Origin of the sequence: Bacillus sp. B2-WWTP-C-10-Post-4 (assembly GCF_009183805.1) — a bacterium.
GTDB lineage: Bacteria > Bacillota > Bacilli > Bacillales > Bacillaceae_G > Bacillus_A > Bacillus_A cereus.
The window spans coordinates 43,686-56,502 of the sequence record NZ_WEII01000015.1; the positions used below are offsets into that span (position 1 = coordinate 43,686).

The window sequence follows — 12,817 nt, forward strand, 5'->3', positions numbered from 1 at the left end:
AAGATGAAAAATTATATTTTATACCCATTCATGTTACTTACAATGTTATTTCTATCAGCTTGTTCAAACAGTGTACAGCCTAAGGAAAAAAATGATGTACAATCTATTAAAGATGTTGCTATTAAAGTTCCAGAAAATATATTTAGTTCCTCAAAGAAAAATGAAACTATTAGTGAAGACGAAATGAAACAAAATATAAAAAATTATATAGATTATAGTTGGGAGTTAGCTGAAAATATAATTCCTCTCGCTTCAACAAATTCTGATAAGAATTTCACTGAATCTGACCGAGAAAAATTACAAAAACTAATAGAGTTAGCGAAGCAAAATGATGCAAACTTCCATAATTTTATTAGTAACAATACAATCCCTGATGATTACAAAAAGCCTTCAAAAGAAATATATGAATTTATTTCATCGTCTACAGCACTTTCAGTAGAACTAGATCAAGAGTTAGACAAACTCGCCCAAGATGGTAACTTATTCAAGGCGAATTTTTCTTTTACGAAACGCCTTGAGAAAATAAATGGGAGGAAACAAAAAGAGATTGAAAAGTTTTTGAACGAAAAAAATATTAAAACTTCAATTAACAGCAATAAAAAAAATTAACCGATGTGTTACATATCCCTTTCAAAATAATCAATAAGAAATGGCTATTTTGAAAGGGAGTTTTTGTGATATAACTATTAAATTCCCTAAACAAAAAAGACGCTCCCCTAGGAGCGTCTTCCACTATTACGCTTGTTGTTGCGCGCTATATAATTCTTCAAGTGGCTTCATGATAATTTTGTTAACGTCACCGATTACAACGTTTAGGCGTTGCTCAGTTTCCATTAATTTTGTAATTTTAGCATCTTGTTGAATGCGAGCTACAACTTCTTGTGCTTGTTGGTTGTCTTCTTCAGTGATTTCTTGGCCTTGCATCATTTTTTGTTGTAGGCTAAGTTGCATTGTACGGAACTCATCGAATAAGTTCTTTGAAGCTGTGTCAGCTTGAACTGCTGCGTAGCTCTCTTTTAAAGTTTTGAAGTCATCGTTTTCAGCGATTGCTTTTTGTAATTCATATGCAACATCATGAATGTTCTTTGTCATTTTATTTTTCCTCCTTTAGAAGGCTAGCGCTTTTCATACGCACTGCCTTTTCAGTGCATTTACATACGCACCTCTTCTTACCATATCAAACTATGCAAGAGATGTGAAGAAATTTCACTTTTATTTCTATGTACTCACCTTATTATCTAAGAAACAATAGTAACAATCCTTGTACGAGCCCGATCATTCCGCCTAATAACGCTCCTAAATACGTAATCATTTTTAATTCGTTTTTCGTAATAGACAGAACTAAGTCTTCTAATCTTTCTGTTGAGAATGTAGACACTTCTTGCTGGACAATTTCCGCAAGGTGTAGATTGTTTAGTATACTCTCTACGTTTTCTGTTCCCCACTTTAAGCCTTTCGTTACTGCACTTGGAACCACTTTTTCAATAATTGTTTCTCGAACTGGTTCACATACTTGCTGAACAGATTGATTTAAAAACTTACTCACTGTTTCCTCTACTTTAACTGCTGACAGCACGGAGCTTACAATCATTTCTTTCTCTACAAATGCTTCTAATTCTTTTACATCTCTTCCTTTTAACTTTTCCCACTCTTTTTGCAGTACGTCAGTTAAAAGCTGCGTTGTAGCATCTTGCCCTAAAAACTTAATAACTTCTGGCTGCACACGATCCACTACACTTACATTTCCTAAAAACATTCCGACTAAGTTAAGTAGCGTTCCACGAGAAGCAAAGAAATCATCAATCATTTTTGAAAGACGCGCTTTCCCTTCTTCACTTTCAAAAAAGCTAATTCCTCGCTCTAAAATAAACGCCGAGGCATTCGGAATCGCATTCTCTATCTTTTCATGTACAGAATGAGGTAAAGCCTGTTCCCATGTATATGTATAATACTCTGCTAAAAATGCATAAATTTTTTCTGTAATCACATGTTCGATTTTTCGAGTCGCTTCTTCTTCTACATGTGCTACATTCCATTTTTCTAACATATATCGCAGTGATTGTTCATTCGTAATTACTTTATCCACTTCCACTTGCGCCCAGTGAATTAAACCTTTTTGAAACTCTTCATTTGTTAGCTTTTTTCCGATTCCTTCTGGTGTTAACAAATGTTCTACAACCATATTTCCTAATTGAACAGCAAGTTCATCACGCCGCTTCGGAATTAACCCTGGTGTAAATGGAACTTGAAACTTTCCGATATAAATAGGACGATGAGGACGAAATAACATTTTTATCGCTAAATGATTCGTATATCCTCCAATAATTGCTCCGAGTCCTGTCGTCGTTAACATATTTAACCATATATTCATTACAATCAACCTTTCACTTCTCCAAAACTATAGCATATCATCATACGGACAAAAGTATAATGGTATAAAAACGTATTTGCAATATATAGCTTCGCCTATTATGCAAATAGTAGTAAAGGAGTGATTTCGTTGGTTCTCGGCCTTTTAACTTCTAAACTTCATTATGAGCAAACGTATTACACCGAAATCGCTAAACGCGCTCGGCTTTATCATAATGTCGTTGCCCAGTTTACGCCATTTTGTATTGATCCTAAAACAGACCTTGTTTCTGGTCTTATTTACGATACAGATACAGGAAAATGGAAAAAGCAAACATTCCCTATTCCTTCTTATATATATGATCGTTATTCTTTTCAAGAGGAAACAGACTTTGAAAAAGTAAAATCAATTATTCACTCTTTGCACAATCGTCCTTCCACTACCTTTTTAAATAACACACTTATTAATTCAAGTGAACTACATGATTTATTTCTCACTAATAAAAAACTGTCTCCTTATATACCAAAATTTGAAATTGCGACGATACAAAACATTTTCAAACTGTTGTTAAAAACTAAAGATATTATTATACGCCCCACTAATATACATTCTAAAGATAACTTATATCGAGTCGCTTACAAAAATAAAACGTTTCAGATCGATACAGTAAATGAAAAATACCATACTTCTATTCCAATCAAACGCACAGACGAATTTATATCTTGGTGTAAATCTAACATACGTTCATCACGTTACATAGCGCACATTATGCTACAACCACCAAATCAATTAACATATCCACTGCACATTCGAACCATTTTGCAAAAAAACAAAGAACAAACTTGGAATGTTATCGGTCAATTTATACAAAAAAGCTCATTTCCTAATCAGCTTTTACCCTCAACAACGGACGATGATTCATTGCATTCATTTTCAAAAATTAAATACGTACTATCTAGTACAGGTGTGCAACTATTGCACGACGCTTTACACGACATTATAAATGAAGTATTCCAAACACTAGATCAGTCTTATTCTTCGTTATTTGAACTAGAACTTTCCACAATTATGGATCAAAAAGGTGCAATCTGGCTTATGTATGTCAACACGATCCCTCCTTACGAACAATACATTCGTCATAGTGATTCATTAGCTGAAAAGATATTTCACGGACCACTTAAATTCAGTCGCTTTACACCATAATGAAAGGAGGTAAACCTATTTTGAAAGAACATATATATACATTAAATATTTCAGATGAACATCCAAATAGCATTACTTTACCTTACGTTTTTTCTATTACACCACCTATTACATCCCTCTCCTTCGGCATACGTCATATAGCAAGTGAAGAAGTAAAAATTCATTATTCCTTTACTCGCGAAATTATTATCGGAAAGCATATTGCCGAAAAACTTTTACTGCCTCAATCAACTACTATTCATGCATTCACACAAAACCAAACAATTATTTTCGGACCATTAATCGGCATTTTTACAACTGGCTTTAACGATGATTCTTCTAATCCTTTAGGAAATCGTTCAATTGCTCTCAGTGAGTTGTTAACACCACCATTCTCATTACGACCGTTCGTATTCGTCTTTGGCGTTCAACATATAAACTGGGAAGAAGAAACAATTGAAGGATATTTCTTTCGAGAGAAACAATGGATAAAGAAAAAGGTTCCTTTACCAAACGTCATTTACGATCGACTACCGAATCGACAAGCGGAAAATTACAAACCAATTGTCAGAGCAAAAAGAAAGTTAGAACAAGACTACTCCATTCCATGGTTTAACCCAGGTTTTTTCAACAAATGGGAAGTTCATCAACTTCTTATGAAAGACGAATCAATTAGACCCTTATTACCAAACACAGAAGCATTTCAGCATTTCGAACAAGTAGAACGGTTTCTTGGCACATATAAATCAGTGTACATGAAACCAATACACGGGAGCTTTGGTAGAAATATTCATCAAATATTTTATTCTCAAACAGAAAATTGCTACTACTGTCGTTATCGCGAAAATGAAGAAAACAAACTGAGAAAGTATCAATCATTAGAAACTCTTCTAAACCACGTATTAAAAGGGCATGATTTAAAAAAGTTTATCGTACAGCAAGGTATTTCGTTACTTCGCTTTGATGGTCAACCTGTTGATTTCCGCATTCATACAAATAAAAATCATTTCGGTAATTGGATAGTTAGTGCAATCGTCGCCAAAATCGCCGGCAAAGGCAGTTTAACAACGCATGTAAATAGCGGCGGTAATACAAAATTGCTACAAGAGCTTTTTCCAGATTCAACGAAGCAAGTTCAAATTGAAAATAAATTAAAACAAACAGCTCTGCAAATAAGTTATGCACTCGACGAGCAAGTAACTGGAAACATCGGTGAGATTGGTTTCGATATCGGTTTAGACACAAAGGAAAATCCGTGGTTATTTGAAGCCAACTCTAAACCTGGGCGAACTGTATTCCAAGATGCCAAATTAAAAGAACAAAGTGAACTGACACGCCAATTATTTTACGAATATGCCGTCTACTTAACTGAACATTCTTTACGTGATACAAAGGAAAAAATGTCTCAAATAAAATCAGGGGCTTCATCAAACACCGAACATATCCCTTCTCCTATGATTCACTCACAAATGCAAAAACAAAAACTTCCACCTAGATAATAAGGTGGAAGTTTTCTATTTACACAAGTTTTACTACAACCTCAGTTTCCACATTACATACTCCGCAATAAAAAATATGATTGCAATATTCATTTGAATTATTATGCGTTAAACCATCTACTGCACTTAATAATTCTTGATCCATATAGGCACTATAATCGTCTATATAATCTACAGACTTCCCATAATCTTGGAGTATACTTTGGCAATTTTGACAAGAATATGTTTGTGATTCTAATGCGTTGCAAAGCGGGCAAATCCCCATCATGATTCCTCCATACTTTATCGTTTAAAGCCTCTCTTTTTTAGAGTGAAGAGAGCAACCTATCCAGACATAGGAGTGCCCACTCCATACCTACTTAAAAATAGAACTATAAAGTTGCTACCGATTTCATTTTTATTTCAATAAATCCTATATAAGAAGCTAATAATTAGCTTACAAGTAGCAGGCTACAATGAGAAAATTATATTTAATATCCTCCTTAGTTTGGCCTGTTTTCTTAAAAATACAACGATTACTCTTATTTCATAATTTACGAAATCAATAAGTTTTTTGACAAAATTTACAAATTATTATTTTGTATATCTTTCTAGGTAACATCCATACTATGAGTACAAACTTAATTACCGATGGATTAGCGCCAATCGGGGCGATAATCTGGTTCAACTCCAGCTAGTCCAACCAAAAAAACTTTTATAACTCTAAGGAGGATATATTCCTATGGCAAACCAAAATTCTTCAAATCAATTAGTAGTACCAGGTGCAACAGCTGCAATCGATCAAATGAAGTACGAAATCGCTCAAGAATTTGGTGTACAATTAGGAGCAGATTCTACGGCTCGCGCTAACGGTTCAGTTGGTGGAGAAATCACAAAACGTCTAGTTGCAATGGCTGAGCAAAGCCTTGGCGGATTCCACAAATAAATATATATGGCAAAAAGGTCTCAAGGCATATGCCTTGAGACCTTCCTTAATTTATTGCAACATTTGTAAAAACTTCTTCGTACGTTCTTCTTTTGGATTTGTAAATACTTCTTCTGGTGTACCTTGTTCGACAACGACACCACCATCCATGAAAATAACACGGTTCGCAATTTGATGTGCAAAACGCATTTCGTGCGTTACAATAACCATCGTCATGCCTTCTTTAGCAAGTTCTTTCATTACTTTCAGAACTTCTTGAACGAGTTCAGGATCAAGCGCTGACGTCGGCTCATCAAATAGTAACACTTCCGGCTCCATCGCAAGCGCGCGCGCAATTCCAACGCGCTGTTGCTGTCCGCCTGATAATTGGAACGGATATAAATCCACTTTATCTGCTAAACCAACTTTTTCAAGGAAATAGTGTGCTTTTTTCTTTGCTTCTTCTTTCCCCATCTTTTTCACTGTAACGAGCCCTTCCATTACATTTTGAAGTGCTGTTAAATGCGGGAATAAATTATGGTGCTGGAATACCATACCTGTTTGCGTACGAAGATTAACAATATCTTTCTTCGTTACTTTTTGAGAGAAGTTAAGCTCTTTATTACCGATACGAATATTACCAGCGTTTGGCGTTTCTAATACATTGAGACAACGTAAGAATGTCGTTTTACCAGATCCAGACGGACCAATAATAACAACAACTTCGCCCTTCTCAACTGTTAAATCTATATGCTTTAGTACGGTATTATCTCCGAAACTTTTTTGTAAGTGCTGAATTGAAATCATAAAAACAAAAACTCCTTTTGTAAAAGGATTATTTTAATGTGTAGCGTTCTGAACGCTTTTCTAACATCTGTTGTACGATTGATAATAAGAAACAAATAACCCAATAAATAAGACCTGCTTCAAAATAAACAATTAAAAACTCGTAGTTCATCGCCGCAATTTCCTGCGCTTTTCGGAACATTTCTGTTACTAAAATTAACGATGCTAACGAAGTATCTTTCACTAAGCTAATAAATGTATTCGAAAGCGGCGGGATTGATACGCGCGTTGCTTGTGGTAAAATAACACGTTTTAATGCTTGTGGATATGTCATCCCAATTGTATAAGCTGCTTCCCACTGCCCTTTCGGAATGGAAAGGATAGAAGCACGAATAATTTCAGATGCATATGCACCGACATTTAATGAAAATCCAACAACTGCTGCTGTATATGGCTCAACTTCAATATTAAGAGTTGGAAGACCATAGAAAATAATAAATAATTGTACAAGAAGTGGCGTTCCGCGAATGATAGATACATAGATACGAGCAATCCATTGTAAAATACGACTACCAGAAATACGTGCGAGCGCTGTTAACGTTGCCAGTATAATCCCGATAATAAATGTAATAAGCGTTAATGGAATTGTTGTAAAAACAGCTTCCTTCAGCATAGGCATGAAGGAAGTCTGCATAATATCTATCCAAGTAGACAATCGATCTGAAACCAATGCACTACTTAGATACATTTTCACCGAACCATTTTTTCGTTATTTTGTCATACGTACCGTCTTTTTTCATATCTTCTAACGCTTTATCTACTTCTTGTACAAGCTTATCGCTACCTTTACGGAATAAGAATCCACTTTCTGAAGCTTCTTTTTCAGTATCTACAATTTTAATTTTTGCATCTTTTTTCGTTTCTAAATAATTTAATACTGATAACTTATCATTAATTGTAAAATCAACGCGTCCTGAAGCTAATAATTCTGCCGCTTGGCTAAATCCTTCTACACCAATAATTTCCGCACCGTTTTTCTTAGCAATATCTGCATAGTTACTCGTTAAAGATTGTGCTCCTTTTAAACCTTTTACATCAGCAAATGTAGCAGGCTTATCTTTATCTTTTGCAATAACTAATGCCGCTGAAGATGAAACGTACGGTTTAGAGAAATCATATTTCTTTTGACGGTCTTCACGAATACCAACTTCGTTTGCAACCATATCGAAACGTTTTGCATCTAAACCAGCAAGTAAGCTATCCCATTGTGTTTCTTTAAATACAGGTTTTACACCTAAACGTTTTGCAACTTCTTCTGATAGTTCAACGTCAAATCCAGTTAATTTATTGCTTGAATCATGGAATGTGAACGGTGCGTATGTACCTTCTGTTCCAATTACAAGTTCACCGCTTTGTTTTATCTTTTGTAACGCGTCTTGACTAGCTGTATCTTTTTTCTCTTCTTTACCGCAGCCGGCTACAATCCCGATCGCTAATGTAGTTACTGCAAGCACTGAAAATAATTTCTTCATGATAGTAATCCTCCAAGTATTCTGATAGGAATTTAAAAACTATATTGATTGTATGCAATCTTGAACAATTTTTCAATGAAAATGTTCTTATTTAGTTTATCCTTTTTCTTCATAATCAAACAAAAGGGAAAAATAACGCTACATACAAAAAATAAGTAACATTTTTTAATATAGCATTAATTGTAGGAAAGGTAAAATAATACTTCTTATTATGTACCTTTATCGCCGACATTTTGCCAACAAAAAAGAACTTGCAATAATCGCAAGTTCTTCCCCGCATTAAGCGCTCTGGTTTCCTTCCATTTGCGTTTTATACATATCGTAATAACGCCCGCGCTTTTTCATGAGTTCATCATGAGACCCTTTTTCTAAAATCGTCCCTCTATCAAGCACAATAATTTGATCTGCGCTTTTAATTGTTGAAAGGCGGTGAGCGATAATAAATGTCGTTCTTCCTTTTTTCACAACTTCTAGCGCTTGTTGAATCATCGCCTCTGTTTCTGTATCGATACTAGATGTCGCTTCATCTAAAATTAAAATGGCTGGGTCAAAAGCGAGCGCCCTAGCAAACGATATAAGCTGACGTTCTCCGGTTGAAAGAGTACTTCCTTTCTCCGTAATTTCTTCATTTATATTGTTCGCAAATCTTTCAGCACCAACATCACGCAATGCTTTTACGATGCGCTCTTTTGAAATTTTTTCATTTTCTAAACTTACATTAGATGCTACTGTTCCGCTAAATAAAAACGGATCTTGCAGTACAATTCCCATATGTTCACGAGTTGCTTGTTTCGGCATCTCTTTTACATCATGACCATCAATCGTAAGCTTTCCTTTTTCAAACTCGTAAAACTGAAAGAGTACGTTCATAATAGAACTTTTTCCTGATCCAGTATGACCGACAAGTGCCACGGTCTCCCCTTGTTTCGCTTCAAAAGAAATATTTTTTAACACTTCATCTTTCCCATTATAAGAAAACGATACATTATCAAACTTCACATTTCCTTGTAAGCGAGGCATACGCTCTTCTTCTACTGCTTCTCCTTTTTCCTCTAACAATTCAAAAACACGCTCTGATGCAACACGCGATTGTTCTAAGTTAGCAAGCTGATTCACCATATTTGTAATCGGTGAGAACAATCGTGTTAAATAATCAACGAACGCATACAGTATCCCTAGAGAAATGACGCCTGTAGCACTTAATGAAGCGCCACCGAAATACCAAATCACACCTGTGAAAGCGATATTTCTTAATACGGATACTAAATTATGAGAAGTTGCTGCATTTAAATTCAAAATTTTATTTTGATACTTAAAATAATCGCCATTTAATTCTTCAAACTCTTTTTTCGTTTCACGCTCTTGACGGAACGCTTGAATAATTGGCATCCCTTGAATGGATTCATTTACTGTTCCGTTAATATCAGATAAACGAGAGCGCATTTTATGATTGTATACAGACGCGTATTTTCTATAAAGAATCGCCCAAACAATTAAAATTGGGATAATTAATAAACATAATGAAGCGAGCTTCACATCTAATAAAAATAGCGCAGCAAATATCCCAATAATATAGATGATACTAGAAACGAATGTTGCCAACACCGTTACATATAAATCACGAATGGCCTCTGTATCATTCGTCACACGCGAAACAATTTTCCCCGCCGGTAAATGATCAAAGTACCGAATTGGCAACGTTTGAATATGAGAAAAAACATCTTCCCTCATAATTTGAATAATTTTGTTCGCTGCCTTTTGCAAGAAGAACTGCTTTCCGTATGCAAATAATGATACGACTACTAATAAAGCAAAATAGCCACCACCAAGTAATAATAGACGGTTTATTTCTGGCTTATAAAATGCAAATACTTCTTCCTTTGTTAATGCTTTCGCTTTATAAACTTGCACCGCCTTACCATTTTGAACGGTAATCATATCCCCTTTTACAGTACGTGATCCTTCTACATTTACTTTATTCGGTACAAAATAATATTGAAAACCGACTTGCATCACGCGTACTTCTTTTCCTTTTTTCTCGCCTTGTTCAAAGCGATCACTTCGCTTATAAAAAGCCCCATTATACGAAACAGCATCTTCACTCTGTTCTGTTTCATGCCAAGGTTTCTCTATCCCGACGATATGATCGTCAATCATCGTTTTAGCGACGAAAGGACCAGCAAGCTCTGCGATGACGAAAATAAATAACATTAACATCGCAGCAAAAATCGTCCCTTTCACTTTCATCGCGTATTGAAACAATCGTTTTGAAACGCTCATATTTTCACCCCACTATCCGCACTTTCACTTTCACCTTGTTGTCTTTCAAACTGTTCGGCATACCAGCCTCCCTTTTGGATAAGCTGAGCATGCGTACCTTCTTCTATAACTGCGCCTTCATCCATAACGAGAATCCAATCCGCATGTTGCACTGCTGATAAACGATGCGTCGTAATAATCGTCGTCTTTCCGCTTCTTTCCGTTCTTATATTTTCAATGATCGCTGCTTCCGTACGAGCATCTACAGCTGATAAAGAATCGTCCAAAATTAAAATTTCTGGATTTTGAATAACAGCTCTTGCAATCGAGATCCTTTGTTTTTGCCCTCCTGATAAAGAAACACCTTTCTCTCCAACGAGCGTTTCTAACCCTTCTGGTAAAAACTCTAAATCCTTTTTAAACGCAGCAATTTCAATTGCTTTCTCTAGTTCTTCTTCAGTCGCTTCCCTATTTCCGAATAAAATATTTTCTCGCGCTGTTTTTGAGAACAAAATATGCTCCTGCGGTACATAACCAATCCAGCCGAGTACATTTTCATTCGTCATTTTATCTAATGTCACATCAGAAACTGCAATATCTCCATCTCCAAGTGGATATTGACGAAGAAGCTGACGTACAAGCGTCGTTTTCCCGCTTCCTGTTTTTCCGACAACCCCAAGCGTCTCCCCTTGTTTTAAGGTAAACGAAACCTTTTTTAAATTTGTTTCAGTTGATGAAGGATATGAAAAGGTAACGTCATCAAACTGAATATAATCCGGCTCTTGCACAAGCTTTGGATGTTTTGGATCCTTTACATCTGGTTCATACGCTAACGTTTCATTCACACGGTCAAGCGAAGCATTTCCTCTTTGCATAACATTAATTAATTCACCAATTGCAAACATCGGCCAAATCATCATCCCTAAATACACGTTAAATGAAACAAGTTCACCAAGTGTTACCTTTGATTGAAATACAAGATATGCCCCGTACACTAAACCGATTAAATAACTAAGGCCAACAAGCATTTTCACAGTTGGTTGAAATAATGCGTCAATTCTCGCTACTTTCATATTTTTTTCGTAGACGTCATCTCCTAAGTGATGAAATCTTTCCTCGTCTGCATTCTCTTGTACGTATGCACGAATAACACGCACACCAGCGATTGATTCAAGCACTTTATCGTTCATATCACCAAACGCATCTTGCGCAACGGTAAATCTTTCATGCAATTTCTTTCCATATATATTCATCGCATACGCCATAATTGGAAGCGGAATAAGCGCTGCAAATGTAAGCTCCCAACTAATTGTAAATCCCATCATAAAAACGATCGTAAGCATGTATAAACTAGAATCCACAAGCGTTAATATACCAAAACCAGCTGTCATAGCGATTGCTTTTAAATCATTCGTTGCCCTCGCCATTAAGTCGCCAGTACGATTTTTTTGATAAAAAGTCGGCGTCATCTTAAGTAAATGCCCCATAAATTTAGAGCGCATCGTTTTCTCAAGTACAAATGCACCTCCAAACAATTGATGTTGCCATACGAAAGTAAGACCATACCCAACGATTGTAACCCCTATTAAAATAAGAATAGATTGCATAATTGCTTCGTTCGATAACGTTCCTGTTTTTATATTATCTATCGTAACCCCTAACACTTTCGGGGGAATAACTTCAACTATATTCACAATTAAAAGAGCTCCAATAGCAATACTATATCTCTTCCAGTGCTCCCTAAAAAACCATTTTAACTTTAGTAATACTGATAACAATGTAACCTCTCCCTTCTCGTTCTCGTTTACCTCTCATTTCTTTATCCACTATCCAGACCCATCACATTTACATTTCGTAACCCATACAATCTCATCACATTTTTCCACCTTCCAAAGTTTTTTATCGGAACTAAACAAGGGAAAATAAACAAAAAAAAGCATACCGCCGCTTGACGATATGCACAGGAATGCATAAAAAGCGTACGTTACGATATACGCAACGTACGCTTTTTATAAGACAAAGATGCCCTATATATCCGTACGGGTTGCGTAATGATATGAATGTTTTCTGCCATTTAACAGAGCTAAGCCCATTACATTTACGATTACAATCATTACGCACACCCCCTTCATTTATTTTCCATTTATAATCTTACAACTTTATTGAGTATTCTGTCAATTATTTTTTCACACTTCAAATAAAAATATATGATACACCATTTTGAAATAAGGGAATGTTCTGTAAGAAAGGGCATACAAAATAAAAAAAGAATAAGAAATCGTTTTCACAAACATTTCATTTGAAA

12 protein-coding genes are annotated in these 12,817 nt (G+C 35.6%); 4 read left to right on the forward strand and 8 right to left on the reverse strand.

What is annotated here, in order from left to right:
• The first annotated feature begins 3 nt into the window (after window positions 1-3).
• Window positions 4-609 carry an NDxxF motif lipoprotein gene (locus GBN78_RS09570; protein WP_003311776.1) on the forward strand — a complete coding sequence of 202 codons (606 nt, stop codon included), beginning with the start codon at window positions 4-6 and terminating at the stop codon, window positions 607-609.
• 126 nt (window positions 610-735) lie between these two features.
• Here the strand turns inward: GBN78_RS09570 and GBN78_RS09575 are convergent, their stop codons facing one another.
• Together GBN78_RS09575 and GBN78_RS09580 are read right to left on the reverse strand one after the other, a co-directional pair.
• Window positions 736-1,092: a YlbF/YmcA family competence regulator gene (locus tag GBN78_RS09575; protein WP_000164610.1), complete on the reverse strand. Its 357-nt coding sequence runs from the start codon at window positions 1,090-1,092 to the stop codon at window positions 736-738.
• A gap of 142 nt (window positions 1,093-1,234) precedes the next feature.
• Window positions 1,235-2,371, reverse strand: coding sequence for a DUF445 domain-containing protein (locus tag GBN78_RS09580; RefSeq protein WP_141743273.1), 1,137 nt, complete (start codon window positions 2,369-2,371; stop codon window positions 1,235-1,237).
• A gap of 129 nt (window positions 2,372-2,500) precedes the next feature.
• Between GBN78_RS09580 and GBN78_RS09585 the strand changes: the two genes are divergently transcribed.
• Window positions 2,501-3,553 (forward strand): YheC/YheD family endospore coat-associated protein, encoded by a 1,053-nt coding sequence (locus tag GBN78_RS09585; RefSeq protein WP_000242812.1) that lies wholly within the window; start codon window positions 2,501-2,503, stop codon window positions 3,551-3,553.
• Between the two features lie 20 nt (window positions 3,554-3,573).
• Window positions 3,574-5,031, forward strand: coding sequence for a YheC/YheD family endospore coat-associated protein (locus GBN78_RS09590; RefSeq protein ID WP_070183560.1), 1,458 nt, complete (start codon window positions 3,574-3,576; stop codon window positions 5,029-5,031).
• A 19-nt stretch (window positions 5,032-5,050) separates the two neighbouring features.
• Here the strand turns inward: GBN78_RS09590 and GBN78_RS09595 are convergent, their stop codons facing one another.
• Window positions 5,051-5,296: a hypothetical protein gene (locus tag GBN78_RS09595; protein ID WP_000510474.1), complete on the reverse strand. Its 246-nt coding sequence runs from the start codon at window positions 5,294-5,296 to the stop codon at window positions 5,051-5,053.
• 456 nt (window positions 5,297-5,752) lie between these two features.
• Here GBN78_RS09595 and sasP point away from each other — a divergent pair, with 456 nt between their 5' ends.
• Complete coding sequence (gene sasP / locus GBN78_RS09600) at window positions 5,753-5,956, forward strand: small acid-soluble spore protein, SasP family (RefSeq protein ID WP_000013338.1); 204 nt, start codon at window positions 5,753-5,755, stop codon at window positions 5,954-5,956.
• A gap of 51 nt (window positions 5,957-6,007) precedes the next feature.
• Here the strand turns inward: sasP and GBN78_RS09605 are convergent, their stop codons facing one another.
• From GBN78_RS09605 to GBN78_RS09630, 5 genes are all read right to left on the reverse strand, one after another.
• Window positions 6,008-6,742: an amino acid ABC transporter ATP-binding protein gene (locus GBN78_RS09605; RefSeq protein ID WP_000623608.1), complete on the reverse strand. Its 735-nt coding sequence runs from the start codon at window positions 6,740-6,742 to the stop codon at window positions 6,008-6,010.
• A gap of 28 nt (window positions 6,743-6,770) precedes the next feature.
• Window positions 6,771-7,469 (reverse strand): amino acid ABC transporter permease, encoded by a 699-nt coding sequence (locus GBN78_RS09610; RefSeq protein WP_000281499.1) that lies wholly within the window; start codon window positions 7,467-7,469, stop codon window positions 6,771-6,773.
• A complete protein-coding gene (locus GBN78_RS09615; protein ID WP_003311772.1) occupies window positions 7,456-8,253 on the reverse strand; it encodes an amino acid ABC transporter substrate-binding protein in 798 nt (265 codons plus the stop codon). The genes GBN78_RS09610 and GBN78_RS09615 overlap by 14 nt, the downstream gene beginning before the upstream one ends.
• A 279-nt stretch (window positions 8,254-8,532) precedes the next feature.
• Window positions 8,533-10,533, reverse strand: coding sequence for an ABC transporter ATP-binding protein (locus GBN78_RS09625; protein ID WP_070183559.1), 2,001 nt, complete (start codon window positions 10,531-10,533; stop codon window positions 8,533-8,535).
• The gene (locus tag GBN78_RS09630) at window positions 10,530-12,290 is read right to left on the reverse strand and encodes an ABC transporter ATP-binding protein (RefSeq protein ID WP_000953785.1); all 1,761 of its coding nucleotides are present in this window, start codon (window positions 12,288-12,290) and stop codon (window positions 10,530-10,532) included. The genes GBN78_RS09625 and GBN78_RS09630 overlap by 4 nt, the downstream gene beginning before the upstream one ends.
• Window positions 12,291-12,817: the final 527 nt, after the last annotated feature.

Coding starts and splice junctions, on each gene's coding strand:
- GBN78_RS09570 (WP_003311776.1), top strand. CDS start 4: ATGAAAAATTATATTTTATACCCATTCATGTTACTTACAATGTTATTT.
- GBN78_RS09575 (WP_000164610.1), bottom strand. CDS start 1,092: ATGACAAAGAACATTCATGATGTTGCATATGAATTACAAAAAGCAATC.
- GBN78_RS09580 (WP_141743273.1), bottom strand. CDS start 2,371: ATGAATATATGGTTAAATATGTTAACGACGACAGGACTCGGAGCAATT.
- GBN78_RS09595 (WP_000510474.1), bottom strand. CDS start 5,296: ATGGGGATTTGCCCGCTTTGCAACGCATTAGAATCACAAACATATTCT.
- sasP (WP_000013338.1), top strand. CDS start 5,753: ATGGCAAACCAAAATTCTTCAAATCAATTAGTAGTACCAGGTGCAACA.
- GBN78_RS09605 (WP_000623608.1), bottom strand. CDS start 6,742: ATGATTTCAATTCAGCACTTACAAAAAAGTTTCGGAGATAATACCGTA.
- GBN78_RS09610 (WP_000281499.1), bottom strand. CDS start 7,469: ATGTATCTAAGTAGTGCATTGGTTTCAGATCGATTGTCTACTTGGATA.
- GBN78_RS09615 (WP_003311772.1), bottom strand. CDS start 8,253: ATGAAGAAATTATTTTCAGTGCTTGCAGTAACTACATTAGCGATCGGG.
- GBN78_RS09625 (WP_070183559.1), bottom strand. CDS start 10,533: ATGAGCGTTTCAAAACGATTGTTTCAATACGCGATGAAAGTGAAAGGG.